Annotated in this window: 29 protein-coding genes; 15 read left to right on the top strand and 14 right to left on the bottom strand. The window is 60.3% G+C overall.

Annotation, left to right across the window (positions count from 1 at the left end):
* Positions 1-169: 169 nt before the first annotated feature.
* From HU767_RS14660 to colR, 5 genes are all read right to left on the bottom strand, one after another.
* Positions 170-397 (bottom strand): hypothetical protein, encoded by a 228-nt coding sequence (locus HU767_RS14660; RefSeq protein ID WP_186706304.1) that lies wholly within the window; start codon positions 395-397, stop codon positions 170-172.
* Positions 394-1110 (bottom strand): lipopolysaccharide kinase InaA family protein, encoded by a 717-nt coding sequence (locus HU767_RS14655; protein ID WP_186706305.1) that lies wholly within the window; start codon positions 1108-1110, stop codon positions 394-396. Before HU767_RS14655 ends, HU767_RS14660 begins: the two co-directional genes overlap by 4 nt.
* Positions 1111-1114: 4 nt before the next feature.
* On the bottom strand, positions 1115-1783 hold the full coding sequence (locus HU767_RS14650) for a class I SAM-dependent methyltransferase (protein ID WP_186706306.1): 669 nt from the start codon (positions 1781-1783) through the stop codon (positions 1115-1117).
* 114 nt (positions 1784-1897) lie between these two features.
* The gene (locus tag HU767_RS14645; RefSeq protein WP_186706307.1) at positions 1898-3175 is read right to left on the bottom strand and encodes a HAMP domain-containing sensor histidine kinase; all 1278 of its coding nucleotides are present in this window, start codon (positions 3173-3175) and stop codon (positions 1898-1900) included.
* Positions 3165-3848, bottom strand: a complete 684-nt coding sequence (gene colR / locus HU767_RS14640; RefSeq protein ID WP_024779529.1) for a two-component system response regulator ColR — start codon at positions 3846-3848, stop codon at positions 3165-3167. Before colR ends, HU767_RS14645 begins: the two co-directional genes overlap by 11 nt.
* A 322-nt stretch (positions 3849-4170) precedes the next feature.
* Here colR and HU767_RS14635 point away from each other — a divergent pair, with 322 nt between their 5' ends.
* On the top strand, positions 4171-4914 hold the full coding sequence (locus HU767_RS14635; protein ID WP_186729817.1) for a phosphatase PAP2 family protein: 744 nt from the start codon (positions 4171-4173) through the stop codon (positions 4912-4914).
* 213 nt (positions 4915-5127) lie between these two features.
* Here HU767_RS14635 and groL read toward each other — a convergent pair whose 3' ends face one another.
* The 4 genes from groL to HU767_RS14615 form a co-directional block, all read right to left on the bottom strand.
* Positions 5128-6771: a chaperonin GroEL gene (gene groL, locus HU767_RS14630; protein WP_053124505.1), complete on the bottom strand. Its 1644-nt coding sequence runs from the start codon at positions 6769-6771 to the stop codon at positions 5128-5130.
* A 50-nt stretch (positions 6772-6821) separates the two neighbouring features.
* The gene (locus HU767_RS14625) at positions 6822-7115 is read right to left on the bottom strand and encodes a co-chaperone GroES (RefSeq protein ID WP_003204913.1); all 294 of its coding nucleotides are present in this window, start codon (positions 7113-7115) and stop codon (positions 6822-6824) included.
* 244 nt (positions 7116-7359) lie between these two features.
* The gene (locus tag HU767_RS14620; protein ID WP_039591771.1) at positions 7360-7836 is read right to left on the bottom strand and encodes an FxsA family protein; all 477 of its coding nucleotides are present in this window, start codon (positions 7834-7836) and stop codon (positions 7360-7362) included.
* 66 nt (positions 7837-7902) lie between these two features.
* The gene (locus HU767_RS14615) at positions 7903-8634 is read right to left on the bottom strand and encodes a HugZ family protein (protein WP_186706309.1); all 732 of its coding nucleotides are present in this window, start codon (positions 8632-8634) and stop codon (positions 7903-7905) included.
* A gap of 164 nt (positions 8635-8798) precedes the next feature.
* Between HU767_RS14615 and HU767_RS14610 the strand changes: the two genes are divergently transcribed.
* The gene (locus HU767_RS14610; RefSeq protein ID WP_186706310.1) at positions 8799-9557 is read left to right on the top strand and encodes an SDR family oxidoreductase; all 759 of its coding nucleotides are present in this window, start codon (positions 8799-8801) and stop codon (positions 9555-9557) included.
* Between the two features lie 128 nt (positions 9558-9685).
* Here the strand turns inward: HU767_RS14610 and apbC are convergent, their stop codons facing one another.
* Positions 9686-10780 carry an iron-sulfur cluster carrier protein ApbC gene (gene apbC / locus HU767_RS14605; RefSeq protein WP_186729816.1) on the bottom strand — a complete coding sequence of 365 codons (1095 nt, stop codon included), beginning with the start codon at positions 10778-10780 and terminating at the stop codon, positions 9686-9688.
* A 299-nt stretch (positions 10781-11079) separates the two neighbouring features.
* Here apbC and metG point away from each other — a divergent pair, with 299 nt between their 5' ends.
* The 8 genes from metG to HU767_RS14565 all read left to right on the top strand — a co-directional run bounded on the left by metG (position 11080) and on the right by HU767_RS14565 (position 17866).
* Positions 11080-13125 carry a methionine--tRNA ligase gene (gene metG, locus HU767_RS14600; RefSeq protein ID WP_186729815.1) on the top strand — a complete coding sequence of 682 codons (2046 nt, stop codon included), beginning with the start codon at positions 11080-11082 and terminating at the stop codon, positions 13123-13125.
* Between the two features lie 129 nt (positions 13126-13254).
* The gene (locus HU767_RS14595) at positions 13255-13827 is read left to right on the top strand and encodes an Rnf-Nqr domain containing protein (protein ID WP_186706313.1); all 573 of its coding nucleotides are present in this window, start codon (positions 13255-13257) and stop codon (positions 13825-13827) included.
* Positions 13824-14831 carry an electron transport complex subunit RsxB gene (gene rsxB, locus HU767_RS14590; protein WP_186729814.1) on the top strand — a complete coding sequence of 336 codons (1008 nt, stop codon included), beginning with the start codon at positions 13824-13826 and terminating at the stop codon, positions 14829-14831. The genes HU767_RS14595 and rsxB overlap by 4 nt, the downstream gene beginning before the upstream one ends.
* Entirely contained in the window at positions 14818-15804 is a 987-nt protein-coding gene (locus HU767_RS14585) for an RnfABCDGE type electron transport complex subunit D (protein WP_186729813.1), read from the top strand. The genes rsxB and HU767_RS14585 overlap by 14 nt, the downstream gene beginning before the upstream one ends.
* Positions 15801-16412 (top strand): RnfABCDGE type electron transport complex subunit G, encoded by a 612-nt coding sequence (locus HU767_RS14580; RefSeq protein WP_186729812.1) that lies wholly within the window; start codon positions 15801-15803, stop codon positions 16410-16412. Before HU767_RS14585 ends, HU767_RS14580 begins: the two co-directional genes overlap by 4 nt.
* Positions 16405-16938, top strand: a complete 534-nt coding sequence (locus tag HU767_RS14575) for an Rnf-Nqr domain containing protein (RefSeq protein WP_186729811.1) — start codon at positions 16405-16407, stop codon at positions 16936-16938. Before HU767_RS14580 ends, HU767_RS14575 begins: the two co-directional genes overlap by 8 nt.
* Entirely contained in the window at positions 16935-17573 is a 639-nt protein-coding gene (gene nth, locus HU767_RS14570) for an endonuclease III (RefSeq protein ID WP_186706318.1), read from the top strand. The genes HU767_RS14575 and nth overlap by 4 nt, the downstream gene beginning before the upstream one ends.
* Positions 17574-17680: 107 nt before the next feature.
* Positions 17681-17866, top strand: coding sequence for a hypothetical protein (locus tag HU767_RS14565; protein WP_186706319.1), 186 nt, complete (start codon positions 17681-17683; stop codon positions 17864-17866).
* Between the two features lie 55 nt (positions 17867-17921).
* On the opposite strand, the gene HU767_RS14560 is transcribed toward HU767_RS14565, so the two are convergent.
* A complete protein-coding gene (locus HU767_RS14560; RefSeq protein ID WP_109753848.1) occupies positions 17922-18548 on the bottom strand; it encodes a response regulator transcription factor in 627 nt (208 codons plus the stop codon).
* Positions 18549-19014: 466 nt separating this feature from the next.
* Between HU767_RS14560 and HU767_RS29195 the strand changes: the two genes are divergently transcribed.
* Complete coding sequence (locus HU767_RS29195) at positions 19015-19500, top strand: hypothetical protein (protein ID WP_346343468.1); 486 nt, start codon at positions 19015-19017, stop codon at positions 19498-19500.
* A 90-nt stretch (positions 19501-19590) separates the two neighbouring features.
* Here HU767_RS29195 and HU767_RS14550 read toward each other — a convergent pair whose 3' ends face one another.
* Together HU767_RS14550 and HU767_RS14545 are read right to left on the bottom strand one after the other, a co-directional pair.
* Entirely contained in the window at positions 19591-20808 is a 1218-nt protein-coding gene (locus HU767_RS14550; RefSeq protein ID WP_053124536.1) for an argininosuccinate synthase, read from the bottom strand.
* Between the two features lie 128 nt (positions 20809-20936).
* A complete protein-coding gene (locus HU767_RS14545) occupies positions 20937-21938 on the bottom strand; it encodes an OmpA family protein (RefSeq protein WP_186706321.1) in 1002 nt (333 codons plus the stop codon).
* A 191-nt stretch (positions 21939-22129) separates the two neighbouring features.
* Here HU767_RS14545 and pyrC point away from each other — a divergent pair, with 191 nt between their 5' ends.
* Both pyrC and rnt read left to right on the top strand, forming a co-directional pair.
* Positions 22130-23176, top strand: coding sequence for a dihydroorotase (gene pyrC, locus HU767_RS14540; protein ID WP_186729810.1), 1047 nt, complete (start codon positions 22130-22132; stop codon positions 23174-23176).
* The gene (rnt, locus tag HU767_RS14535) at positions 23173-23850 is read left to right on the top strand and encodes a ribonuclease T (protein ID WP_003204947.1); all 678 of its coding nucleotides are present in this window, start codon (positions 23173-23175) and stop codon (positions 23848-23850) included. Before pyrC ends, rnt begins: the two co-directional genes overlap by 4 nt.
* A 236-nt stretch (positions 23851-24086) precedes the next feature.
* On the opposite strand, the gene HU767_RS14530 is transcribed toward rnt, so the two are convergent.
* Positions 24087-24689 carry a peroxiredoxin gene (locus tag HU767_RS14530; protein WP_003204949.1) on the bottom strand — a complete coding sequence of 201 codons (603 nt, stop codon included), beginning with the start codon at positions 24687-24689 and terminating at the stop codon, positions 24087-24089.
* A 313-nt stretch (positions 24690-25002) separates the two neighbouring features.
* On the opposite strand from HU767_RS14530, the gene HU767_RS14525 reads away from it, so the two are divergent.
* Positions 25003-25221 (top strand): bacterioferritin-associated ferredoxin, encoded by a 219-nt coding sequence (locus HU767_RS14525; RefSeq protein ID WP_003178704.1) that lies wholly within the window; start codon positions 25003-25005, stop codon positions 25219-25221.
* A 198-nt stretch (positions 25222-25419) separates the two neighbouring features.
* Positions 25420-25893 (top strand): bacterioferritin, encoded by a 474-nt coding sequence (gene bfr / locus HU767_RS14520; RefSeq protein ID WP_186706323.1) that lies wholly within the window; start codon positions 25420-25422, stop codon positions 25891-25893.
* Positions 25894-25959 lie beyond the last annotated feature (66 nt).

Genomic DNA, 25959 nt, shown 5'->3' with positions numbered 1-25959 from the left:
TGAATGACCGCTGCCAGACCCTGAACCGATGGGGACCGCTTCGCGGTCCAGCGGGAGCAAGCTCCCTCGCCACGGGTTGTGTGTTTGGCTGAAGGTTTGTGGTGGCATTGGAAAAACCAAAAAATAAAGGCCTCACACAAGGGAGGCCTTTATCTTGGTTTCGGGACTTTCAACTTTGCGGCCTCATCCCTTGGGACAGGCTGAACATGAACAGCAGCAGGTCATTGTCCGGTTGGATCGCCTCGCTGGCCTTTGCCACCCGTGGCAAAGGACAATGGGTACCAGCATTCGAAACGCTGAGGACCTGCGAGCGTGGCTGTTCCCATACCGCCACCGCCATCGATGCAACTCCCAAGGCGCCTACTAAAAACAAACCTCTAGCAATTTCGAGTTTCATTGCCATAAACCTTTGATAGCGCTGCCAAACGCCGCCTCATAAAAATAGACGACTTTTTTCCAGTCAGCCTCGCTGAACGACGAATGGCGCCGCAGTTGCCTCAGGTCATGGAAGGCCGCCTGCCGGGCAGTCAGGCGCTGGCGAGATTTTTCCAGATCCAGCAGGGCGACTTCAGCCTTGGCCGCTTCGCCCTCGCCTGTCACACGTACAAAGACATGCTTGATGTAGAGGCAGCCATGTTGCCAGCGGCCCTTGTGCATGCGGGCCAGGTTCTCAGCCAGGCCCTGGAGGATCTGGTCATGCACCGCTTCGCCATGGCGCTCACGTCCGCCTCCGGCGTACCAGTGCTTGATCTGCTCGAAACCTTCCAAGGCATGGGTCACCAGCAGCGCCCGCCACTTGCAGGCCGGGTCGCGCTGGGCGCCGCAAAAAATCAGCTCGGGCACACGGACATCCAGGCGGCTCAAGGCCAGCAACGCGTCCTGCTCTCGCAGCACGGTCGGACGACCGAGCGGGTACAACCAACTGCGATAAATATGTCCGGTTTGACGCTTGGCATACAACAACTCACCATTGTTGCTGCTGATCCGCTGCACGCCGCTTTCACCACCACGCCGCACATTGGGCTCTTCCACCCACTCGCCTTGCTGGTTCCAGAAGTGTTCGAAGCTGCTGCGGGAAATGCCAGGTGTCTCTACGGCCTGCACAACCATGCTGTTACCCCTTGCGTAATACATAGACTCGCCACATGGCATAAAGCGGTAGGAAATCCAGCCGTTCTTGAATGCGAAACCCAGCCTGCCGAAACTCCTTCTCTGCTGTATCCGTCGGTAACACAAATCGATTCTGGTAGTCTTTCTGCCCACGGGTGCGTTCCAGGCGCTTGCGTTTCCAGGCCTTGAAATTGCCATCGACCCACAATGAAACGATCACGCTGTCACGGCTGACACGCTCGAATTCCTTCAGGATTGCCACTCGATGCGCGGGTTCACCGATGTGGTGCAGCAGGCGCATGCAAAAAATGCTATCGACGGCGTTATCAGGCAAGGCAATGTCGAACGCAGAAGTGTGCAAAGGCCGTACCCGTTTTACGACGTCGCTCGGTTGAGCTTCCAATGCGGTATTGATCATGGCCTCGGAATTGTCCGCGCCGATGATCACCCGGTTCGGTTTTTCGGCCAATAGGGGCCAGAAACGCCCGGCACCGCACGGCAAGTCCAGGACCAGGCCGGGGTCACCGACGAGTGCCAATGCGCGCCGGGCCAATTGCTGGTCTCGCTGATTGGAAAGACGACGACTCAAACCAGTGCGATGTTTATGAAAATATTCCCTGGCGTGCTGCTCGTTGTACTTTTCGGAAAAAGCCAACTTGATGGGCTTGGACATTGGCGGGGCCTCGATGACTGATCGGCCCCACCTTATGAATCGGGATGTCATGTCCTTGTGAAAATAAAGTCAGGTAAACCTTCCAATGTTTACAAGACTTTTCAACACAGTCGCTCAGCCCTTTGGATTCAATTCCACTTCGAAATGGCAACCGTTGGGTTCCATCGTGCTGAGGCTGACTGTCCAGCCTCGGTTCTCGCAAATGCGCTGCACCAGGGATAACCCCAGCCCCAGGCCCTCGCCGCGCTTTTCGTTACCACGCACGAAGGGCTCGAACATCGCCTCGCGTTTTTCCTCGGGAATGCCCACACCGCTGTCCTCAACCATGAATCCGGTGCTGGTCAGCGAAAGACGGATGAACCCCTGGTCGGTGTAGTGCAGGGCATTGCGCAGCAGGTTGCCCATCACCGCCGTCAGGAACGTGGCGTTATACAGGGTGTCGACGGTTTGCCCGGGTTCGAAGATCAGCGTCAGGCCCTTGGATTCGATGGGCGCGCGCCATACGCCGAGGAGGTTCTCGGCCACCTGCCCCAGGGTCAGACGAGGCGACATGCCGTTGTCTTCGCGTTCGGACCTGGCGAGCATCAGGAAAGTTTGCACCAGTTCGCGCATCTCTTCGCTGGCCCGGCTGATGCGCTCGACCTGGGTACGACCGCGCGGATCCAGCGCCGGGTTTTCCAGCAGCAGTTCACAGGAGGTCGCCAAAACCATCAGCGGCGTACGCAATTCGTGGCTGACGTCGCTGGTAAACAAGCGCTCGCGGGTCAGGGCCTGGCGCAAGCGCCCCAGTGTGGCATCGAACGCCACGGCCAACTCACCCACCTCATCGGCGGCATAGTCCGGGGCCAGCGGCGGAGCGAGACCGAGGAGTTGGTCGCGATGGCGCACTTGCCGGGCCAGGCGAACCACAGGCGCCATCACCCGGCGTGCCAGGACCCAACCCAAAAATACCGCCAGCGCCAGGCTGAGCACGAAACCCACCAGGACCACGGCAAACAGCACCCGCTCGCGCTCCTCGAAATCGCTCTGGTCTTGCAGCAACACGTAGTGCCGACCATCCACGATCTCGACCATGGCGTGATAGGACAATTGCTCGCGAAACACTTCGTGGAAACCACGCTCCAGATGGCGCAGGTCCCTGGGTAATTCGAAGTCCCCCGGACCGCCGCTGAAATAGAACAGTTGGTCGGGTTCCGGCCGATGGTTCCAGTCCGAGACGCTGTCCATCAGCAACAGGCGTTGCAGGTCGCCACCCAGCCCGGCGGAAATCAGCTTTTCTTCGACCAAATGAACCGTCGCCACGATGCCCATGGCGAACGCGCCGGCCACCAATGCGCTCATCAGCGCAAACGCGATGATGATCCGTTGGGCAAGGCTCTGCTTAAACTCCATCGCGGCCCTCGGCCAGGCGATAGCCGACGCCGTGCACGGTATGCAGCAGCGGTTTTTCGAACGGTTTGTCGATCACTTGGCGCAGTTGATGAACGTGGCTGCGCAAGCTGTCGCTGTCTGGGCAATCGTCGCCCCACAACGCTTCTTCGAGGATTTCGCGGCGCAATACGTGGGGGCTTTTTTGCATCAGCACTGCCAGGAGTTTCAGGCCCACGGGGTTGAGCTTGAGTAGCTTGCCTTCGCGCGTCACTTCAAGGGTATCGAGGTCGTAGCTCAGGTCGCCGACCTGCAAGGCCCGCCGGCCACCACCCTGGGCGCGACGCATGACGGCTTCGATCCGCGCCGCCAGTTCCGACAAGGCGAACGGTTTGATCAGGTAGTCATCGGCGCCGGACTTGAAGCCCTGCAGGCGATCGTCCAACTGATCCCGGGCAGTGAGCATGATCACCGGCGTATCCCGCCGGGCGTCCTCGCGCAGGCGCTTGCACAAGGTGTAGCCATCGATGCCCGGCAGCATGATGTCGAGCACGATCAGGTCGTAGTGTTCGGTCGCCGCCAGGTGCAACCCCGACAAACCGTCCTGGGCACAATCGACGGTATAGCCCTTGAGCCCCAGGTAATCGGCCAGGTTGGCCAGGATGTCGCGGTTGTCTTCGACCAATAGAATTCGCATGGGCACCTCTGCGTGCACGGTTAACGGCTGGCTTGGCCCGCGCAGCTTACGGCCAAGCGTGGCTCACGGCTAGGTTTGTGTCCGCCATAGCAGCGCATGCCCCCCCTGTGGGAGCGGGCTTGCTCGCGAATGCGGTGGGTCAGCCTCCTTCAATGTTGGATGCCTACGCATTCGTCGGATCGCCGCCCGGAGCAAGCCCGCTCCCACAGGGGCCGCGCCGACAGTCATTGACGAGTTTTTCACCCAACCTTCACACCGCCCGAACGCAACACGGACCAGACTGCGCGACACGCTGAAAACGAAAACTCCCAAAGGTACTGCCATGGTTCCCTCCGCCATCCGCCCCGCATCCAGGCCGCTGAATTTATGGGTCGCCCTGGGCCTGCCTGCCGTCGTCGCAGCCATTCTGGTGTTGCTGGAACTGACCACCCTGGACATGGACCTCGCCAAGTTGTTTTACGATCCGACAGCGGGTGGGTTTATCGGTCGGCACAGCTTTTTCCTCGAGGATATCCTGCACGATCGAGCCAAGGAGGTAGTGATCGCGTTTTCCCTGCTGGCGGTCCTGGGGTTCATCGGTACGTTTTTCATCACCCGGCTCAAACCCTTCAAGCGGGAACTGGGCTGCCTGGTGCTGTCCCTGGCACTGGCGACGTCCTTCGTCACGCCGATGAAAGCGGTGACGGCGGTGCAATGCCCCTGGAGCCTGAAAGAGTTCGGCGGCAAGGAGACCTACAGTGAGCTGCTCAGCCCACGCCCGGCCACGGACAAACCCGGTCGATGCTGGCCCGGCGGTCACGCCGCCACCGGGTTCACGTTGTTCGCGCTGTTCTTCGTCCTGCGCGATCGCCGCCCGCGCCTGGCCCGCCAGGCCTTGGTGCTCACCTTCACCCTGGGCACGGTGTTCTCCCTGGGGCGGATGATGCAAGGGGCGCATTTTTTTTCCCACAACGTGTGGACAGCGGTGTTCTGTTGGCTGATTTGCCTGGGGTGTTACTACTACATCCTGTACCGACCGGCTGCCATGGCTGATCGCGTAGCGCTGAGCCAACCCGCCAACGCCTGAATACGCCCCGGACAAACCCTGTGGGAGCAAAGCTTGCTCGCGATCGCAATGGCAGTTTCAGCATCCTGGCAAGCTGACCCACCGCCATCGCGAGCAAGCTTTGCTCCCACAGAGACAGCAGGGCCCAGTCCAATGCGGGATTGAATCCAAGGACAATAAAAAACCCCGCCGGCTTTCGCAGGCGGGGTTTTTCGCTACAGGGGTAAGGCTGGCTTACATCATGCCGCCCATGCCACCCATGCCGCCCATGTCTGGCATACCGCCGCCAGCTGGAGCGTCTTCCTTGATTTCAGCGATCATCGCCTCGGTGGTGATCATCAGGCTGGCAATCGACGAAGCCGCTTGCAGAGCCGAACGAGTCACTTTGGCTGGGTCCAGGATACCCATTTCGATCATGTCGCCGTATTCGCCGGTCGCAGCGTTGTAACCGTAGTTACCCGAACCCTGCTTGACCTTGTCGACCACAACGCTTGGCTCGTCGCCGGAGTTGGCAACGATCTGGCGCAGCGGCGCTTCTACAGCGCGACGCAGCAACTGGATGCCCACGTTCTGGTCATCGTTGTCGCCTTTGAGCTCGGAGATAGCCTGCAGAGCGCGAACCAGTGCCACGCCACCGCCAGGTACCACGCCTTCTTCGACGGCTGCGCGGGTCGCGTGCAGGGCGTCTTCAACGCGGGCTTTCTTCTCTTTCATTTCAACTTCGGAACCGGCGCCAACCTTGATCACCGCAACGCCGCCGGACAGCTTGGCCAGACGCTCTTGCAGTTTTTCACGGTCGTAGTCGGACGAAGTCTCGGCCACTTGGGCGCGGATCTGGGTCACGCGAGCCTGGATGTCAGCCTCGACGCCGGCACCGTCGATCACGGTGGTGTTTTCCTTGGACAGGATCACGCGCTTGGCGTTACCCAGGTGCTCCAGGGTGGTGCTTTCCAGGCTCAGGCCGATCTCTTCGGAGATAACGGTACCGCCGGTCAGTACGGCGATGTCCTGCAGCATGGCCTTGCGACGATCGCCGAAGCCTGGCGCCTTGACGGCTGCGACTTTAACGATACCGCGCATGTTGTTCACGACCAGGGTCGCCAGGGCTTCGCCTTCGACGTCTTCAGCCACGATCAGCAGTGGGCGGCCGGCTTTGGCAACGGCTTCCAGCACTGGCAGCATTTCGCGGATGTTGGAGATCTTCTTGTCCACCAGCAGGATCAGCGGGCCGTCGAGCTCGGCGGTCATGGTGTCCGGCTTGTTGACGAAGTACGGGGACAGGTAGCCACGGTCGAACTGCATTCCTTCTACGACCGACAGTTCGTTTTCCAGGCCCGAGCCTTCTTCAACGGTGATCACGCCTTCCTTGCCGACTTTTTCCATGGCTTCGGCAATGATGTCGCCGATGGAGTTGTCGGAGTTGGCGGAGATGGTGCCGACCTGAGCGATCGCCTTGGTGTCAGCGCATGGCTTGGACAGGGCTTTGAGCTCTTTGACAATGGCGATGGTCGCCTTGTCGATGCCGCGCTTGAGGTCCATCGGGTTCATGCCGGCAGCGACGGCTTTCAGGCCTTCGTTGACGATCGACTGAGCCAGTACGGTCGCGGTGGTGGTGCCGTCACCGGCGTCGTCGTTGGCACGGGAGGCAACGTCTTTGACCAGTTGCGCGCCCATGTTTTCGAAACGGTCTTTCAGTTCGATTTCCTTGGCTACGGAAACGCCGTCCTTGGTGATGGTCGGAGCGCCGAAGCTCTTCTCGATGATCACGTTACGGCCTTTCGGGCCCAGGGTCGCTTTTACTGCGTCAGCCAGGACGTTGACACCGGCGAGCATTTTCTTGCGGGCGGAATCGCCGAATTTAACTTCTTTAGCAGCCATGATCGATATTCCTTAAATACTTTGTAGTAACGGGAAAATGGGCGGGGGAATCAGCCTTCGAGAACAGCGAGGATTTCGTTCTCGCTCATTACCAGCAGGTCTTCGCCGTCGACTTTCACTGTGTTGCTGCCGGAGTAAGGGCCGAACACAACCTTGTCACCCACTTTCACGGCCAGCGCACGTACTTCACCGTTTTCCAGTGCCTTGCCTGGACCTACAGCGAGAACTTCACCGTGGTTGGCTTTTTCAGCAGCCGAACCTGGCAGGACGATACCGCCAGCGGTTTTCTTCTCTTCTTCGCTGCGACGGATGACGACGCGGTCATGCAGAGGACGAAGCTTCATTGTCGATCTCTCCTAATTTTTGGTTTTCATCGGCCGGTGTAGTCCCGGCGGGTTTAACAAAGCCGGCAGAGCCGGTTGCGGTTCGTCAGTCGAACCGCGGAAGTCTGTCCGGTGTCGCCACCGGAAACCTTGCGGTGACCGTTACATAAGGGCGTACAAGTGGATTACAAGGGCGCAAGCAGAAAATTTTTTACTTCACGCAGCCAAAACGAACACGGCGCCCGAAGGCGCCGTGGAGAAAGTTTTACTTGGAATCCCGGTGTTCGAATTCACCTTCGATCACGTTGGGCTCACGACCCACGGGCTCGCGCGGAGCCGGCCCGCCGCGGGGCTGGAGGTCATCGGCGAAGGCCCGTTGGCGCATCGCCTGCTCCTCGGCGCGCTGGCGCATTTTATTGGCCAGCAACCGACGGGTGAACGGCAAAAGCATGACCAGGCCCAGCACGTCGCTGATGAAGCCTGGCAGGATCAACAGGCCGCCACCCAAGGCCAGCATCAGGCCTTCGAGCATGGTCTGGGCGGGCAGCTCGCCACGGCTCAGGCTTTCACGGGCACGCAGCGCCGTGGCGAGACCGGCAATGCGCAGCACGAACACGCCGAGCATCGAGCCGAGAATGACCAGCAGCAGCGCCGGGAAAAACCCGATCGCACCGCTGACCTTGACGAATACGAACAGCTCCAACACCGGGAATAGCAGAAAGAGCAACAAAAAAGGGCGCATCAAAGGGTTCCTCTACGCAAGAATGCCTTGCTATGAAAACCTAAATGACGTCGACCTTTCGTGAATTCAAGCGTCGGCCTCGGCATTTTTTGGCCATTGCTCGGCGTGAGCCAGGTAAACCAAGGCTTCGCGTACTTGTGTCGGCGTGTTGCAAGGCGTTGGAAACGCCAGCCAGTGCAAGCCCTGCCCGATACGCAGGTGCATGCCTTCGCTGTCGATGCCCACCAGTTGCGCCGGTTCGCTTTTCGGCAGGCCGGCGAGCGTCACGTAATGGGCAATGGCCTTGGCGTGATCGGCGTTCATGTGCTCGATCATGCTGGCTTCGGCCTTGCCGGCGAAGGGATTGGCCAGGGTGAGCGAGTCGATCCAGTGAATGGCGCCGAAGCCGCCGATGTAGCGATGGCGCACCGGGTCAAGCACCCAGAAATCAAAATCATGGGCCTTGTGGTAGTTCTGCGAGTCAGGGAAATAGCGGTAATAACGCTCGGCGGCAGCCTCGATGGCGGCGCTGTCTTCGAGTTTCCGGGCCTCGGCCAGGTAAGTCAGGCGCCCGACGGCCTGCACATCCTCGGCACCGCGCTCGCCCACCAGCATCGAACACTTGGGGTCTTTTTGCAGATTGTGCGTGTGCTGGGCAATGCGGCTGATCAGGATCAGCGGCCGGCCTTCTGCGTCCAGGCAATAGGGCACGACGGAACCGAACGGAAAACCGGGCATCGATTTGGAATGCGTGGAGAGCATTCCACGGTATTCCTTGAGCAGCAGTTCCCGGGCATGCTTGGCAGCTTCAACGCTCAATTTATGACTCCTTTTATAAAAACCGTCTAGAAAACGGTCAGGCGACTGGAGTAATGTTCCGGTACACCTAGGGGACGATTCTCGTATGCAGTCGGGCTACACCGTCGCGAATCGAGAGGCCGCCCAAAGGGTCCCCTCCACCGCTGCGCCATCTGGACATGAGAATGCAACTCACTGACAAAGTAATCATTATCACCGGCGGTTGCCAGGGCTTGGGTCGCTCCATGGCCGAGTATTTCGCGGGTAAAGGCGCGAAGCTGGCCCTGGTGGACCTCAACCAGGAAAAACTCGACCAGGCGGTGGCCGCCTGCGCGGCCAAGGGCGTCGAGGCCCGTGCCTACCTGTGCAACGTCGCCAATGAAGATCAGGTGATCGACATGGTCGCCCGGGTGGCCGAGGACTTCGGCGCGATCCACGGCTTGATCAACAACGCCGGGATCCTGCGCGACGGCCTGCTGCTCAAGGTCAAGGATGGCGAAATGACCAAGATGAGCCTGGCCCAGTGGCAGGCGGTGATCGATGTCAACCTCACCGGTGTGTTCCTGTGCACCCGTGAAGTGGCGGCGAAAATGGTCGAGCTGAAGAACAGCGGCGCCATCATCAATATCTCGTCGATCTCCCGCGCCGGCAATGTCGGCCAGACCAACTACTCGGCTGCCAAGGCCGGTGTGGCCGCAGCGACCGTGACCTGGGCCAAGGAGCTGGCGCGCTACGGCATCCGTGTCGCCGGCATCGCACCGGGTTTCATCGAAACCGAGATGACCCTGGGCATGAAGCCCGAGGCCTTGGAAAGAATGACCTCCGCGATCCCGCTCAAGCGCATGGGGAAACCCGAGGAAATTGCCCATTCGGCGGCGTATATCTTCGAGAACGATTACTACACCGGTCGGATCCTGGAGATGGATGGCGGGATGCGGATCTAAACCCACTGCATAACCCAATGTGGGAGCGGGCTTGCTCGCGAATGCGCTGGATCAGTCAACTTATTCGTTGAATGACACACTGCATTCGCGAGCAAGCCCGCTCCCACAGGGGATTGTGTTTCAAAGCATCAATCGTCGCTGACGGTGATATTCGGCATCGCCGGCGATGCCGCTTCCTGCAACACGATCCGCGCGCCCACGTGGCGGGCCAGTTCCTGATAGACCATGGCGATCTGGCTGTCCGGCTCGGCGATGACCGTCGGTTTGCCGCCGTCGGCCTGTTCACGGATCACCATCGACAGCGGCAGCGAAGCCAGCAATTCGACGCCGTACTGGGTCGCCAGTTTTTCCCCGCCACCTTCGCCGAACAGGTGCTCGGCATGGCCGCAATTGGAGCAGATGTGCACGGCCATGTTCTCTACCACGCCCAGCACCGGGATGTTCACCTTGCGGAACATCTCCACGCCCTTGCGCGCGTCCAGCAGGGCCAGGTCCTGGGGGGTGGTGACGATCACCGCACCGGCCACCGGGACTTTCTGCGCCAGGGTCAGTTGGATATCGCCAGTGCCCGGCGGCATGTCGATCACCAGGTAATCCAGGTCGCCCCACGCGGTTTGCGTAACCAGTTGCAGCAAGGCACCGGACACCATCGGCCCGCGCCAGACCATCGGCGTGTTGTCGTCGGTCAGGAAGGCCATGGACATGACTTCCACGCCATGGGACTGCAGCGGCACGAACCACTTCTGATCCTTGACCTGGGGCCGGGTGCCCTCGGCGATCCCGAACATGATGCCCTGGCTCGGACCGTAGATGTCCGCATCGAGAATCCCGACCTTCGCCCCTTCACGGGCCAGGGCCAGGGCCAGGTTGGCGGCGGTGGTGGACTTGCCCACGCCGCCCTTGCCCGAGGCCACGGCGATCACGTTCTTGACGTTCGCCAGCCCCGGCACCTGGGCCTGGGCCTTGTGCGCGGCGATGACGCTGGTGACTTGGACGCTCGCGACAGTCACGCCGTCCAGGCCTTCGATCGCCATTTGCAGCATCTGCGCCCAGCCGCTCTTGAACAGGTCGGCGGCGTAGCCGATTTCCAGCTGGACGCTGACGCGATCGCCCTGGATGTCGATGGCGCGCACGCATCCGGCGCTGACCGGGTCCTGGTTCAGGTAGGGGTCGGTGTACTGGCGAAGGACGGTTTCCACCGCTGCGCGGTTGACGGCGCTCATGGGCAACTCCGATAGCAAGACTTGAAAAACAGGCCGCTATCCTACGCCGCGCGTGCTTTTGTGGCGACCCGATTAAGGGCGACGAACGCTCTTGTGGCGAGGGAGCTTGCTCCCGCTCGGCTGCGCAGCAGTCGCAACGAGGCTGACGCTGCCGATACGCCAGGGCGTAGAACCATTTTGGGGCGGCTTCGCCCCCCAGCGGGAGCAAGCTCCCTCGCCACAAACAGGCCAGTGGGGTGAAATATATTTCCCGGCGCTTTATAGTGGCCGACCTCCGTTTCATCAAGTAGCCGAGCCCCATGTCCGAGCCACGCAAGATCCTCGTCACCAGCGCCCTGCCCTATGCCAATGGTTCGATTCACCTCGGCCATATGCTGGAATACATCCAGACCGATATGTGGACGCGCTTCCAGAAACATCGCGGCAACCAGTGCATCTATGTCTGCGCCGACGACGCCCACGGTTCGGCCATCATGCTGCGTGCGGAAAAGGAAGGCATCACCCCGGAACAGCTGATCGCCAACGTCCAGGCTGAACACAGCGCCGACTTTGCCGAGTTCCTGGTGGACTTCGACAACTTCCACTCCACTCACGCCGAAGAAAACCGTGAGCTGTCGAGCCAGATCTATCTGAAGCTGCGTGACGCCGGGCATATCGCCACCCGTTCTGTCACCCAATATTTCGACCCGGAAAAGAACATGTTCCTGGCCGACCGCTTCATCAAGGGCACCTGCCCGAAATGCGGCACCGAAGACCAGTACGGCGACAATTGCGAGAAATGCGGCGCCACCTACGCACCGACCGACCTGAAAGACCCGAAGTCGGCGATTTCCGGCGCCACCCCGGTGCTCCGGGATTCCCAGCATTTCTTCTTCAAGCTGCCGGATTTCCAGGCGATGCTGCAAACCTGGACCCGCAGTGGCACCTTGCACGACGCGGTGGCCAACAAGCTCGCCGAATGGCTCGACTCCGGCCTGCAAGAGTGGGACATTTCCCGCGATGCACCGTACTTCGGCTTTGAAATCCCCGGCGAGCCTGGCAAGTATTTCTACGTGTGGCTGGATGCGCCCATCGGCTACATGGCGAGCTTCAAGAACCTGTGCGACCGCACGCCGGAGCTGGACTTCGACGCGTTCTGGGGCAAGGACTCCACCGCCGAGGTGTATCACTTCATCGGCAAGGACATCGTCAATTTCCATGCGCTGTTCTGGCCAGCGATGCTCGAAGGTGCCGGTTTCCGCAAGCCGACCGCCATCAACGTCCACGGTTACCTGACCGTCAACGGGCAGAAAATGTCCAAGTCCCGCGGTACCTTCATCAAGGCCCGGACCTACCTGGACCACCTGTCGCCGGAATACCTGCGCTACTACTACGCCGCCAAGCTCGGCCGTGGCGTCGATGACCTCGACCTGAACCTCGAAGACTTCGTGCAAAAGGTCAACTCCGACCTGGTGGGCAAGGTCGTCAACATTGCCAGCCGTTGCGCCGGCTTCATCCACAAGGGCAACGCCGGCGCCCTGGTCGCCGGTAACGCCGCGCCGGAACTGACCGACGCCTTCCTGGCGGCCGCGCCCAGCATCGCCGAAGCCTACGAGAGCCGCGATTTTGCCCGCGCCATGCGCGAAATCATGGCCCTGGCCGACCGCGCCAACGCCTGGATCGCCGACAAGGCCCCTTGGTCGCTGGCCAAGCAGGAAGGCAAGCAGGACGAAGTCCAGGCCATCTGCGCCCTGGGCATCAACCTGTTCCGCCAGTTGGTGATCTTCCTCAAGCCGGTGCTGCCGCTGCTGGCCGCCGATGCCGAAGCGTTCCTGAACGTTGCGCCGCTGACCTGGAACGACCACCAGACCCTGCTGAGCAACCATCAGTTGAACGAATTCAAGCCGTTGATGACCCGTATCGATTCCGCCAAGGTCCAAGCCATGATCGACGCCTCCAAGGAAGACCTGGCCGCCAGCCAGACCGACACCGGCGCCCCTGCCGGCAACGGCGAACTGGCCAAGGACCCGCTGTCGCCGGAAATCGATTTCGATGCCTTCGCCGCCGTTGACCTGCGCGTGGCGCTGATCCTCAAGGCCGAAGCCGTCGAAGGAGCGGACAAGCTGTTGCGCCTGACCCTGGACATCGGCGACGAGCAACGCAACGTGTTCTCCGGCATCAAGAGCGCCTACCCGGACCCGGCCAAGCTTGAAGGTCGGTTGACGATGATGATCGCCAACCTCAAGCCGCGCAAAATGCGCTTCGGCATCTCCGAAGGCATGGTGATGGCGGCGGGCCCCGGCGGTGAGGAAATCTACCTGTTGAGCCCTGACAGCGGCGCCAAGCCGGGCCAGCGGATCAAGTAATACGACTCCCGCTGCACCGATCCCACAGTCGCCTCGCAGGTGGCTGTGGGATTTTCATATCTGGCCCACGCGCCCGGCGTGCCGGATAATGCCTAATCTTGTAACAGGCCCCTCGTCACCAACACGCCCATGACCGAAATCCTCCTCACGCTGTTTAGCGCTGCCCTGATCAACAACCTGGTGTTGCACTGGCCGCTGGGCGTCGATCCACTGCTGGCGGCCAGCGGCAGAAAGCAGGTGCACGCCTTGGGCCTGGCGACGACGTGCTTGATGCTGGTCGTCGGCACCCTGGGCTACCTGATCGAACATGGGCTGTTGACGCCGACAAACCTGGTGTCGCTGCGCCTGTTGGCGTGGCTGTCCTTGAGCATCTTGCTGATCGCCCCCTTGCTGCGCCTGCTGGCGCGCTGGCTGCCGACCCTGCCATTCGATGGGCTGTGGCCGCTGTTGCTGGGCAATGCCGGCGTACTGGGCGTGACGCTGCTCAACAGCCAGGATGACCGAGGCCTGGGCCACGCCATGGCCCTGAGCCTGGGTGCTGGGCTGGGTTTCTGGCTGGTGCTGAGCCTGTTCGACGATTTGCGCCAGCGAACCTCCAATAACGCTATTGCCCTGCCCTTTCGGGGCCTGCCGATTCAGTTGATCAGCGCCGGACTGATGGCGGTGGTCTTTCTCGGATTGCGCGGGCTGGTCAAGACATGAGCCTGATTCAACGTATCGATGCCCTGCTGCCGCAAACCCAATGCGGCAAATGCGGCCACCCAGGGTGCAAGCCCTACGCCGAAGGCATCGCCCAAGGCGAGCCGATCAACAAATGCCCGCCCGGTGGGCGCGAAACCATCGCGGCCCTGGCCGAGCTGATGAAAATACCCGTGCTGGAACTGGACACCAGCCGCGGCGCGGCCCCGGCGCAAATCGCCTTTATCCGCGAAGCCGAATGCATCGGCTGTACCAAGTGCATCCAGGCCTGTCCGGTGGACGCGATTGTTGGCGCGGCCAAGCTGATGCACACCGTTCTCATCGATGAATGCACAGGTTGCGACCTTTGCGTAGCGCCCTGCCCGGTCGATTGCATCGAGATGCACCCCCTGCCAATGGCGACCGTGCTGCCGATTGTCGGTGGCCTGGCCTTCAGTACCGATGAGCTACAGGCGCGAACCGCCAAGCGCAACCACGCCAGACGTCGCTTCGAACAACGCAATGCGCGCCTGCGCCGCGAAGAAGAACAGCGCCAGGCGGAGCGCTTGGCCCGAACCCATAGGGCGGCGCAGGCCAAGGAGCAGTCGCTCGACCCCGTACAAGCCGCATTGGAACGCGTACGCGCGCAAAAAGCCGCCACCGCCGATGCCGCCTTGAAAAAAGCCAAGATCGACCTGGCCATGAGCCGGGCGCAATTGAACAAATCCTTGAAAGCGTTCGGCCATCCGCCGACCTTCGAGCAGCAGTCGCAACTGATCGTGCTGCAACGCCAGTTCGAAGCCGCCGAGCAGGCCCTGAGCCAACTGGAAAACGCCGCACCTGCGGCCACCGCGCCCCCGGCACCGGCGCAAAACGCCGAGCTGAAGCGGGCCAAGATCCAACTGGCGATGCGCCGCGCCGAACTCAGCAAAGCCCGGACGGCCGCGGTGTCGGATGAACAGTTGCAGGCGCTGGAGCAAGCGGTGAAGGATGCCGAACGCCAGGTGGACGCCCATGCCGCTTCCTGAGCCGGTGGACGAACGGCTGCGACCAGCGATGATGCAAGTGTTGCTGGCGACGCTGCCCGGCGTGCTGGCGCTGCTGTGGTTCCAAGGCTGGGGCGTGGCGCTCAACCTGCTATTGTCCGGCCTCACCGCGCTGGCGGTCGAAGCGTTCGTGTTGCGTGTGCGGCAGCGACCACTCAAACCCGAACTGAACGATGGCAGCGCGCTGGTCAGTGCCACGCTGCTGGCCCTGGCCTTGCCGGCGTATTGCCCCTGGTGGCTGACCGTCACGGCGGCCGCCTGCGCCTTGCTGTTCGGCAAGCACCTGTGGGGCGGCGTCGGCAGCAACCCGTTCAACCCGGCGATGCTCGGATACGCCTTGGTGCTGGTGGCGTTTCCCGCCCAGATGAGTCAATGGCCCGCGCCCCACGGCATGGGCCTGCTGGAAGGTTTGCAACAAGTGTTCGGCACTCATCCGGCGCCCGATGCCTGGGCCGGGGCGACCGCCTTGGACAGCCTGCGGACCAACACGAACCTGACCATCGATGAACTGTTCGGCACCGATCCGGCGTTCGGGCGTTTCGGTGGTCGAGGCGCCGAATGGGTCAATCTGGCCTTCCTGGCAGGCGGCCTGTTCCTGTTGCAGCAACGGGTGTTCAGTTGGCATGCGCCGGTGGGCCTGCTGGCGAGCCTGTTCATCATCAGCCTGTTGTGCTGGAACGGGTCGGGTTCCGATTCCCATGGTTCACCGCTGTTTCATCTGTTCAGCGGCGCGACCATGCTCGGCGCCTTTTTTATCGCGACCGAACCGGTCTCGGGGGCCAAGACCCCGCTTGCCCGGCTGCTGTTTGGTGCGGGCATGGGACTGCTGATCTACCTGATCCGAACCTGGGGCGGCTACCCGGACGGCGTGGCGTTCGCCGTGTTGCTGATGAACCTCGGCGTGCCGGCACTGGACCGATTCGCCGAGGCGCGACAACGGCGGCCGCTAACATGAAGAATCCCGGCGGCGTGGCAATCCTGGTCCTGTTGATTGGCCTCGGTAGCGGTGCCACTTACCTCACGCACCTCAGCACGACCGGGCGCATCGAGACCCAGCGACAGATGCTGGCGAACAAGACCTTGCTCGACGTGCTGCCCACTGACCACTATGACAATCAGCCGTTGACGCGCCCCGTTTTCACAACCTCGGTAACCTTGGCCCATAGCACGCTGCTGGGCGGTTACCTGGCGACCCGCAACGGCCAGCCCAGCGCCGTGCTGCTGCGTAGCCAGGCGCTGGGTTATGAAGGCAGCATCGAATTGCTGGTCGCCATCGATTCACAAGGCCGGTTGCTGGGGGTCAAGACCCTGCGCCAAGCCGAGACGCCCGGGTTGGGCGCGGCGATTGCCGGCTGGCCGAACGCCTGGTTGCAGGCCTTCACCGGCAAATCACGCCAGGCGCCTGACGACAGCGGCTGGGCCTTGAAAAAGGACCAGGGTCTGTTCGATCAATTGGCCGGCGCAACGGTGACGTCCCGGGCGGTGCTCCAGGCGGTTCATGACGCGTTGCGTTATTTCGACGAGCACAAGGCCCGGTTAACGGGAGTGTCTGCGGATGAATAAGCCATGGGGCCTGACACGCGGCCTGCTGCTCGTCCCGTTGGTTGGCGCTAGCCATTCACTGGCCGGCGCCCTGGCGCTATGGCTGGCCTGGGCGCTGATTCTCTCCTGCCAAGGCTTGGCAATGGGGCTTGTCCGGCAGCGCCTGACGTCCGGGCAAAGGCTGCTCGCAGCCATTGTGCTGGCCACCACCCTGGCCACCTGTACAGGCTTGCTCATTCAGGCCTGTGCGCTGGAACTGTATCAACCGCTGAGCCTGTACATGGGCTGGATCGCCCTGAGCTGCGTGGCGCTGGAGCATGGTGGGTTCTTCGTTGAGTCTCGCCTGCTTGTGCGCCTGCGGCTGGTTGGGGTGTTCGGCCTCTTGATGATCAGCCTGGGCGCCATCCATGAACTGATCGGCAGCGGCCTGCCCCTGGCCTTGCTCGCTCCTGGCGGGTTCATTCTGCTCGGGCTGCTGCTGGCCGCCCGACAGGCCTGGACGGCCGCCAAATCCCCTTCAACCCTCGAGGAAACGCCGCGCCCATGAACGCCGCAAAACGCCTGGAAATATTCCGTCGCTTTCACGAAGACAACCCGGAGCCGAAAACCGAACTGGCCTATTCCTCTCCGTTCGAGTTGCTGATCGCGGTCATCCTGTCGGCGCAGTCCACCGACGTCGGCGTCAACAAGGCCACGGCCAAACTGTTCCCGGTCGCCAATACCCCAGAGGCGATCCATGCCCTGGGCGTCGAAGGGTTGTCCGAGTACATCAAGACCATCGGCCTGTTCAACAGCAAGGCTAAAAACGTGATTGAAACCTGCCGCCTGCTGATCGAGCGCCACGGCAGTGAAATCCCCCAGACCCGTGAAGCGCTGGAGGCCCTTCCAGGCGTCGGCCGCAAAACCGCCAACGTCGTGCTCAACACCGCATTTCGGCAATTGACCATGGCCGTCGACACCCACATTTTCCGCGTCAGCAACCGTACCGGGCTGGCCCCCGGCAAAAACGTGGTGGAAGTGGAGAAGAAGCTGATGAAATTTGTCCCCAAGGAATACCTGCTGGACTCCCATCACTGGCTCATCCTCCACGGACGCTACGTCTGCCTGGCCCGCAAGCCCCGCTGCGGCAGTTGCCGGATCGAAGATTTATGCGAATACAAGCACAAGACGTCGGACGATTGAGGCGCTATTGCTTTTCTCGATCCATCGATTGAAAAAATCTTTTTTACCCGCTCGTGGTTTATCGATATAAGGAGCGCCAATGGCAGTCTTAGCCTGGAGTCGAACCCATGAGTGCTGGCAAAGAACAACTGGATGTAGAAGACGAATTCACCGCCGCTGAAGCCGACGACGTCGAACCTGTGGCCGTGCCGGAAGTGGCGAAAACCAACCTGAGCAAGCGGCGCACCATCGATAACCTGTTGGAAGAGCGTCGTTTACAGAAGCAACTGGCCGAATACGACTTTGATCTCTGACACGTAAAAGCCTCCCCGATGGAGGCTTTTTACTAAGTACGCGTGACCTGAAGCCTCACACCAACCCATTGCGCTGCGCCAGTTCGATCAGGTCGACCAGCGAACGGGCATTGAGTTTCAATAACAGACGCGTCTTGTAAGTACTGACGGTCTTGTTGCTCAAGAACATGCCATCGGCGATTTCCTTGTTGGTCTTGCCGCGCGCCAGTTGCTGCAAGACCATCATTTCCCGCCCCGATAACCGATCAACCATATCGGACTCACTGGCATTACCCAGGCTCGATCGCACCGTGTGCAGTGCCTGGTTGGGAAAGTAACTGTAACCGGACAGCACTGCCTTTATTGCACTTAATAACTCAGTAAGGTCCTGTTGCTTGCAGACATACCCGGCCGCCCCCGTTTGCATGCAGCGCATCGAAAAATGTCCAGGCGCCTGGGAAGTCAGCACCAGCACTTTCATTGATGAAGGAATGGCCGCCAAACGGGCAATAACCTCCAGCCCGTCCAGTTTCGGAATGCCGATATCAAGAATGACGATGTCGGGCATAAGTTCACGAGCAAGTTGTAGCGCATCGACGCCGTTGTCGGTTTCGGCAACGACCTCATATCCATGACGCTCCATCAGCAAACGTACAGCAAGACGAATGACGGGATGATCATCCACGATCAGCACTTTATTCATGGGCAAATCCAACTTCGCTGTTCGAATTTTTAGAGCACGCACAATAGCCTAGTCATTTCTACCTTGGCATACTGCCCCCCCCTGACCGCTCGCACCGAGAGACAGAACCTACAAGCGATACAGAAAATTCCTACAAATCCTGGCGGGAAAAATGTGTCCTGAATTTTTTTCAGAGAAAGATCGACCTCACCAACACTCCGGTATTCCCCACGAATAATGCGCTCTTTCACCGCCCTGCCCGTCGCGGACTGACCGTCGGAACGCTCTTTATTCATAAAGAGTAACTGAATTGTTTGCTGTTAAAACTTACTCACCTCACTTCAGCAACAGGAATTCATATATAAAAGACGCTCAGGTGCCTGACATTAAATGCCAGCATCCCTGACGGTTATCGCGACACCTTATTATCCCAAAACACTCTTTTTCACTTTACTCACCGAGCATGAATATTCCATGAGCATTAACCATGAACAAACCTTTGAAAACCATCACCAACCCCATGACCCTTATCGCCATATTCGCAACTTTATCCGAAACTTCCGCGGCGATTTCCCTGCCGTTCCTGGATGATCAGGATCGCGAGTATTACCTCTGGTTCCTGATCAGCTTTCCGTTTTATCTGTTGCTGCTTTTTTTCATCACACTCAACTTCAATTATCGCTCCTTGTATTCACCTTCGGATTTTCGCAAGAGCAAACACTTTATAAAGACCATGGATGACACGACCGGTCGGCGTAAACGAATGCTGCGCCAGACGGGCAAGGAGCTACGACTGCTGCTGATAGGCCTGCATCGACACAGCCGTGAATCGCCGGACACCCTGTGTACCTTATGCAGCCAATCCCAGCGCTTGATCGAGACCTGTCGAACGGAGCATTCAAGGCACGCCGGCATCGTCGTGTACATCATCTACAACCAGACAGATCTTGCAGCCCACGGGCAGGATAAATGAGCCATCGGGTACGAACCTGCGGCATGCACAAAAAAAGAGGACAAAAAAAACGGCCTGCTCAAGGCAGGCCGTTTTTTTGAGTAGCCAAGGTCAGAACAGCTTGCGACCCTTGTTCGCAGCGATGCGCATGCGCAGTGCGTTGAGCTTGATGAAGCCGGCGGCGTCGGCCTGGTTGTAGGCACCACCGTCCTCTTCGAAGGTCGCGATGTTGGCATCGAACAGCGAGTCGTCGGACTTGCGCCCGGTCACGATCACGTTGCCCTTGTACAGCTTCAGGCGTACCACGCCGTTCACGTTGGTCTGGGAAGCGTCGATCATCTGTTGCAGCATCAGGCGCTCAGGGCTCCACCAGTAGCCGGTGTAGATCAGGCTGGCGTACTTGGGCATCAACTCATCCTTGAGGTGGGCCACTTCGCGGTCCAGGGTGATCGATTCGATCGCCCGGTGGGCGCGCAGCATGATGGTGCCGCCCGGGGTTTCGTAGCAGCCGCGGGACTTCATGCCGACATAACGGTTCTCGACGATGTCCAGGCGACCGATGCCGTGTTCGCCGCCGATGCGGTTCAGGGTCGCCAGCACGGTGGCCGGGCTCATTTCCACGCCGTCCAGTGCGACGATATCGCCGTTGCGATAGGTCAGTTCCAGGTACTGCGGGGTATCTGGGGCCTTCTCCGGGGAGACGGTCCAACGCCACATGTCTTCTTCGTGCTCGGTCCAGGTGTCTTCCAGCACGCCGCCTTCATAGGAGATGTGCAGCAGGTTGGCGTCCATCGAGTACGGAGACTTTTTCTTACCGTGGCGCTCGATCGGGATCGCGTGCTTTTCGGCGTAGTCCATCAGTTTTTCGCGAGACAGCAGGTCCCACTCACGCCACGGTGCAATGACTTTCACGCCCGGCTTGAGGGCATAGGCGCCCAGTTCGAAACGCACCTGGTCGTTGCCTTTGCCGGTGGCGCCGTGGGAAATGGCGTCGGCGCCGGTTTCGTTGGCGATTTCGATCAGGCGCTTGGCGATCAACGGACGGGCGATGGACGTACCCAGCAGGTACTCGCCTTCGTAAACGGTGTTGGCGCGGAACATCGGGAACACGAAGTCGCGGACGAACTCTTCGCGCAGGTCATCGATGTAGATCTCTTTGACGCCCATGGCCTGGGCCTTGGCGCGTGCAGGCTCGACTTCTTCGCCCTGCCCCAGGTCAGCGGTGAAGGTCACCACTTCGCAGTTATATGTGTCCTGCAGCCACTTGAGGATCACCGAAGTGTCCAGGCCGCCGGAATACGCCAGAACGACCTTGTTTACGTCCGCCATGCCATCACTCCACGGGTTGTACGGAAAGCCGGGAAGTCTAACGTCCAGCGCGGATAATTTACAGAGGCGCGACAGCTTATGACGACGAAGCGACAGATTATGTCGACTGCGCGACGATGCGCGCGGGATCAGGAAGTGCGCGCAGCCGTCGCAGCAGGCGCAACCGCCTTGGCCGGGACAACCGGCGCCGCCGTCTTGCCCGGCGCAGCAGCGGGTGCCACAGCAGGTGATGCAGGCGTTGCCGCTGGTGTTGGCGGTTGTGGCGCCGGGGCCTGGGTGGCCGCCACTCGCTCCAGTTTTACGACGACACGACGGTTCTTGGCCCGATTGGCGGCGTTGGTATTGGCGACCAGCGGATAACGCTCGCCGTGGAAGCGCACGGTGAACTGGGACTCCTGGAAGCCGTTGGCCTTGAAGAAGTCCTGAACCGCCAGGGCCCGACGGCGTGAAAGCTCACGGTTGGTCAGGCGGTTGCCACTGTTGTCGGAATGGCCATCAAGCTCGACATGATTGACGCTCGGGTCTGCCTTGATAAAGTCGAGCATGACCTGCAACTGAGCCTTGGCCCGAGCATCCAGCTCAATCCCCTCACCGGGGAAGCCGATCTGGGTTTGCTTGATCTGTTCGAAGTTTTTCGGCAACAGTTTCGCCACGCAGCCCTGGTAATCGTTGAACGCCTTGTTGAAGCGCACGGGCAGCAGCCGAACTTCGGAAACGCGCCCATCCTCGGTGTTGCGTCGAACCACGGGGCTGCGGCCTTCCATCAACCCGCTGATCAGTCGGCCTGCCTGTACCTGGGAACTGTCGAACAGCACATCGCCGCTGCCGATCCTGACCGAGCCCAGGTTGATATCGCCCCGTCCTGGCTGCCAGGGCGCCGCGGCCGCGAGCAACGTTGCGGAGCCACCACCGAGCATCGGGTTATAAGCCTTGAGGCGGAACGTGGCCTGCTCCCCCGCCTTGCGCACGAATTCGCCGCTGCCAAAATCGGTGATCGGCTGGCTCAGCCGGCACTCGAACTTGTCGCCTTCGACCGTCCACTCGATGCTCTCCAGACGGGTCTGGAAAGTGAGCGCCATGGCGGGAAGGCTGGCAAACACACTGAGCAAGGCTAGATAACGCTGGCGCACGGGAGGCTCCACTGACTTTTATACAAAGATCGACGCCTGCTTGAGGGCATGACGCCTGTCCGGGGTACTGCACGGATTCGTGGCACACCTGTAGGAGCTATCGGTAAGTTGTGGCAGAACTTGATAGCGGGTGCCTGAATCGGTCTTTTCCGGTAGCATTCCCAAAGTTTGACCCGCCTGGAAGCCCCCCAATGTCCGACCGCCTGACCCTGCTGCGTCCCGACGACTGGCATATTCATCTTCGCGATGGTGCTGTGTTGACCCATACCGTCGCCGATGTCGCGCGCACCTTCGGGCGCGCAATCATCATGCCTAACCTGGTTCCGCCCGTGCGCAACGCCGCCGAGGCCGATGGCTATCGCCAGCGTATCCTCGCAGCGCGCCCGGTTGGCAGCCGCTTCGAACCGCTGATGGTGCTTTACCTCACCGACCGCACCCAGCCCGAAGAGATTCGCGACGCCAAGGCCAGCGGTTTTGTCCACGCCGCCAAGCTGTACCCCGCCGGCGCGACCACCAACTCCGACTCCGGCGTCACCAGCATCGACAAGATCTTCCCGGCGCTGGAGGCCATGGCCGAAGTCGGCATGCCGTTGTTGATCCATGGTGAAGTCACCCGGGGCGACGTCGACGTGTTCGACCGCGAGAAGATTTTCATCGACGAGCACATGCGCCGCGTCGTGGAGCGCTTCCCGACCCTCAAGGTGGTGTTCGAACACATCACCACCGGCGATGCCGTGCAGTTCGTCAACGAAGCACCGGCCAACGTCGGCGCGACCATTACTGCCCATCACCTGCTGTACAACCGCAACCACATGCTGGTGGGCGGGATCCGGCCGCACTTCTATTGCCTGCCGATCCTCAAGCGCAATACCCACCAGGAAGCCTTGCTGGACGCCGCCACCAGCGGCAGCGCCAAGTTTTTCCTCGGCACCGACTCGGCCCCCCACGCCCAGCACGCCAAGGAAGCGGCCTGCGGTTGCGCCGGCTGCTACACCGCCTACGCCGCCATCGAGATGTACGCCGAGGCGTTCGAACAGCGCAACGCGCTGGACAAGCTCGAAGGCTTTGCCAGCCTGCACGGCCCGCGTTTCTATGGCCTGCCGGTGAACACCGATCGTATTACCCTGGTCCGTGACGAATGGACCGCCCCTGTCAGCCTGCCCTTCGGCGAGCAGACCGTCATCCCGCTGCGCGCCGGTGAAAAACTGCGCTGGCGCCTGCTGGAGGAAAACGCGTGAGTGAAGATCATTTCGACGACGAACTGGACGGCAACGGTGGTTCGGGCGGCGCCCGTCACCCCATGGCCGCGCGGTTCCGTGGTTATCTGCCGGTCGTCGTCGATGTCGAAACCGGTGGTTTCAATTCCGCCACCGACGCCCTGCTGGAAATCGCCGCGACCACCATCGGCATGGACGAAAAAGGCTTTGTGTTCCCTGATCACACCTACTTCTTCCGCGTCGAACCGTTCGAAGGCGCCAACGTCGAAGCGGCGGCCCTGGAGTTCACCGGGATCAAGCTCGATCACCCGCTGCGCATGGCGGTCAGCGAAGAAACAGCCCTGACCGACATCTTCCGTGGCGTACGCAAGGCGCTGAAAGCCAACGGTTGCAAGCGAGCGATCCTGGTCGGCCACAACAGCAGCTTCGACCTGGGCTTCCTCAACGCCGCCGTCGCGCGCCTGGACATGAAGCGCAACCCGTTCCATCCGTTCTCCAGCTTCGACACCGCGACCTTGGCGGGCCTGGCGTACGGCCAGACTGTCTTGGCCAAGGCCTGCCAGGCAGCCGACATCGACTTCGATGGCCGCGAGGCCCACTCGGCCCGCTACGACACCGAGAAGACCGCCGAGCTGTTCTGCGGCATCGTCAACCGGTGGAAAGAGATGGGTGGCTGGCAGGATTTCGACGACTGACATTGGCCAAGCCTGGCTCTTGTGGCTCTTGTGGCTCTTGTGGCGAGGGAGCTTGCTCCCGCTTGAGCGCGAAGCGCTCACAAAATATTTGGGGCGGCTACGCCACCCAGCGGGAGCAAGCTCCCTCGCCACAGGGTTCAGTGCAAAGGGCTCTGCGTCTCTGCCGATCATTCGGCTTGCACTGCCCATAAAAAAACCGGCCCATCGAGGGCCGGTTTTTTTATGCCTGGGTGCGCTTACAGCTTGTCGCTGTGCTCGCCCAGGTAAGCGGCAACGCCTTCAGGCGATGCAGTCATGCCCTTGTCGCCTTTTTTCCAGTTGGCCGGGCAGACTTCGCCGTGCTCTTCGTGGAATTGCAGCGCGTCGACCAGACGGATCAGCTCTTCCATGTTACGGCCCAGCGGCAGGTCGTTGATGATCTGCGAACGGACGACACCCTTGTCGTCGATCAGGAACGCGCCACGGAAAGCCACGCCGCCTTCGGACTCAACGTCATAGGCCTTGGCGATTTCGTGCTTCATGTCGGCAGCCATGGTGTATTTCACCTGGCCGATACCGCCATTGTTGATCGGGGTGTTGCGCCAGGCGTTGTGGGTGAAGTGCGAGTCGATCGAAACAGCGACCACTTCAACGTTGCGCGCCTTGAAATCGTCCATGCGGTGATCCAGTGCGATCAGCTCGGATGGGCAGACGAAGGTGAAGTCCAGAGGATAGAAGAACACCAGGCCGTATTTGCCTTTGATGGCCGAGGACAGGGTGAAGCTGTCGACGATTTCGCCGTTGCCGAGGACGGCTGGAACGGTAAAGTCTGGGGCTTGTTTGCCTACGAGTACGCTCATGGGATATCTCCTGATGTAATAGCGTGAAAACAAGGTCCGGGCCAGCCTGCCACCCTCAGGCGACAGCCCTGTGACACGAACCCGCTTACAAGGGCCGACCATCATACACCGCGCATTTGGACTGTCTTCAACGGTTTTTCGTGGTATCGAAAAATCGCCGGCCCGCTGCGGGCCGCTTTCGTCGCGCTGGATAAAACCGTTCGTCAGCCTGTCGTCATCTGGGTGAAAGTCCTTGAGAAACAACTTTGACAATCATTCTCGTTAACATTAAGATCCGTCTCAATTGAGTCACAACCAGCGACGGTTCTCACTTATGTATGTATGCCTCTGCACTGGCGTCACCGACGGACAAATCCGCGAAGCGATCTATGAAGGTTGCTGCAGCTATCGCGAAGTCCGCCAGGCCACCGGCGTAGCCAGCCAATGCGGCAAATGTGCCTGCCTGGCCAAGGAAGTGGTGCGTGAAACCCTCGCCAAGGTGCAAACGGCACAGGCCTCGATCCCTTACCCGGTAGAATTTACTGCCGCGTAAACACAGCTTTTCAAGGAACCGGACTTAATGTCCGGTTTTTTTATGCCTGCAAATCAAATAGTTAGCGTCCAGACGCGGAACACAAACATTCTTATTCCGATTAATTTTCATTTATTATTCAATAACTTAGGTTTGACACTGGTAAATACGCGGCTCAAACTCCGCCCTATACACAGCTATTACAGGGCAGGCCTCATCATGAAAGGCGACATTACAGTCATCCAGCATCTCAACAAGATCCTTGCCAATGAGCTGGTCGCGATCAACCAATACTTCCTGCATGCGCGCATGTACGAGGACTGGGGCCTGAACAAGCTGGGCAAGCACGAGTACCACGAGTCCATCGACGAGATGAAGCACGCGGACAAGCTGATCAAGCGCATCCTGTTCCTCGAGGGCCTGCCGAACGTCCAGGACCTGGGCAAGCTGCACATCGGCGAACACACCCGGGAAATGCTCGAGTGCGACCTGCGCATCGAGCGCACCGGCCATGCCGACCTGAAGGCCGCCATCGTCCATTGCGAAAGCGTTGGCGACTTCGGTAGCCGTGAACTGCTGGAAGACATCCTCGAATCCGAGGAAGAGCACATCGACTGGCTGGAAACCCAACTGGGCCTGATCGACAAGATCGGTCTGGAGAACTACCTGCAATCGCAGATGGGTGAAGAGTAAGTTTCCCAGTAGCAAGCCACTAAAAAGCCCCGCCCTCTTTCGAGAGGCGGGGCTTTTTATTGCCTG

Source organism: Pseudomonas sp. SWRI179, assembly GCF_014268705.1.
Classification (GTDB): Bacteria; Pseudomonadota; Gammaproteobacteria; order Pseudomonadales; family Pseudomonadaceae; genus Aquipseudomonas; species Aquipseudomonas zanjanensis.
This window is presented reverse-complemented; position numbering and strand designations above follow the sequence as displayed.